The organism is Thermogutta sp., from assembly GCF_039793925.1.
GTDB lineage: Bacteria > Planctomycetota > Planctomycetia > Pirellulales > Thermoguttaceae > Thermogutta.
Genome location: NZ_JBAMME010000063.1, coordinates 1 through 1,533, shown reverse-complemented (window position 1 = coordinate 1,533; position 1,533 = coordinate 1). Strand labels below are relative to the sequence as shown.

The window sequence follows — 1,533 nt, the reverse complement described above, 5'->3', positions numbered from 1 at the left end:
CAAGATCATCTCCCCAGAGTCACCGCCTTCCGCTGCTTCACGGATTCGGTGTACCATCCGTTGACCGGTTACCTCTAATGCGGCCTTCCCGGTGTTCCCAAGCTTCGGGTTCGAGGGGAGAACACCGGACGCGTGGAAGATTTTAAAGGGGTTTCAGTCTCTTTCTGAAAACCTGGTTTCTTATAGAATTTTTAGATATCGGTGGATAAATGCGAGATAGATCATCGATAAAAAATGCGTCGCCAGTTTCTCGTGTCGCAGGCAGGCGACATTCTTTTAACCACCCCACCAACCGCTCCATCACGTTCCGACACCGATAAAGCACCTCGTCAAACAGCCGTGTGACCACTCTCCCACTCGCTTGACTTTCCCGGGATGACGGGCCGAATCATCCGGGCTAGCACAGTGATCCGAGGTTCCTGCCCGTCAGGTCCGCTTTCCCCGGAGGGACCTGCCCGTCAGGTGCGGTCTGTGTCGGCTGCGGGCTTGGTTGGAAATCGAGAAGAACTGGCCCACGAGGGAAAAAGCCTACGCTTTTCCACACCTTCTGCGGGCAACCGCTTTTCCAGCCCCCTTTCTAACTCCCATCTGTCACGCGATGCGGAGACAACGCAGAGGGCTCTCCCAGTGGTCGAGGGCTTTTCCCCAGGAACAAAGGATAATGGACCGAGATCTGCTCGCCGTGGAGGAATCGCTTCGGTCAGGATCGAGGCTTGTCATTAAGATAAAGTCTTCTGCTTCCTGAAGAACTGACGGTCTCGGCTGGGATCATGCGAGGGCCCAGCGGGGTTATGAGGCGCGGAGTGGAGGGCAACCACCTGCGCCCTCGTGACCAGCCTTTTCCAGAATGAGCGCAGACGGCTGGTGCACTGCGACGGCTTGTATCCGCCATCAGAATCCGACTTGTTTTTGGCACGCAGGTGTTTGCAGGAACGTCTCTCCGCACGCCAGGGGAAGAAGCCCGTCGCAGGCTCTTACCCGTGGGGCAACTTGTGAGCTGAAGGGCAGGATGCCGGCCAGGAGTGTACTGCCGTATTCACCGCGCTCTTCTTTTGGATTTGCAACGTGCGCGGTTACTGCCAGGGCTTGGATCGGGCTATGCCTTTCCACAAGCTTGCACTCTGGCGTCAACGGTCGTTCCTCGACGCATGCCATTCCCCCAAGACGATCCCGCATCCCCTGCCCCTTCATCGCCAGTCGATGCTGGCTGAGCGCTCTGCATCCTTGCTTCCGGGAGCGCTGTGATTCCGTAAGGAAGACCTGGCGCCCGTGGATGGATCCACAGATGAAAGATCTGCCCCCTGTGATTTGTCGCGCGGTACGGTGGGGTCTGGACGGTTTACCAAACCCGATCTCAATGGAGCCCTCACCGGGGCTTCCCGCGCTTCCGGGAGGCAATCGCCTGGTCCAGTTGAGGACCAGAGCCGTTTTAGCCGTGCCATACCCCATGCACCCAACTGCTGAACGAAGACACCTGAACGGTGTATGACTTTCTGGGACGCCATCATCCTCGGCGACGACACATTTTTTTCC

The 1,533-nt window shown here is 57.5% G+C and carries 1 protein-coding gene; it reads right to left on the bottom strand.

Annotated elements, in window-relative coordinates:
* Positions 1–891: 891 nt before the first annotated feature.
* A partial coding sequence (locus ABJK56_RS02055) for a hypothetical protein (RefSeq protein WP_347243002.1) occupies positions 892–1,533 on the bottom strand: 642 nt, incomplete at its 5' end.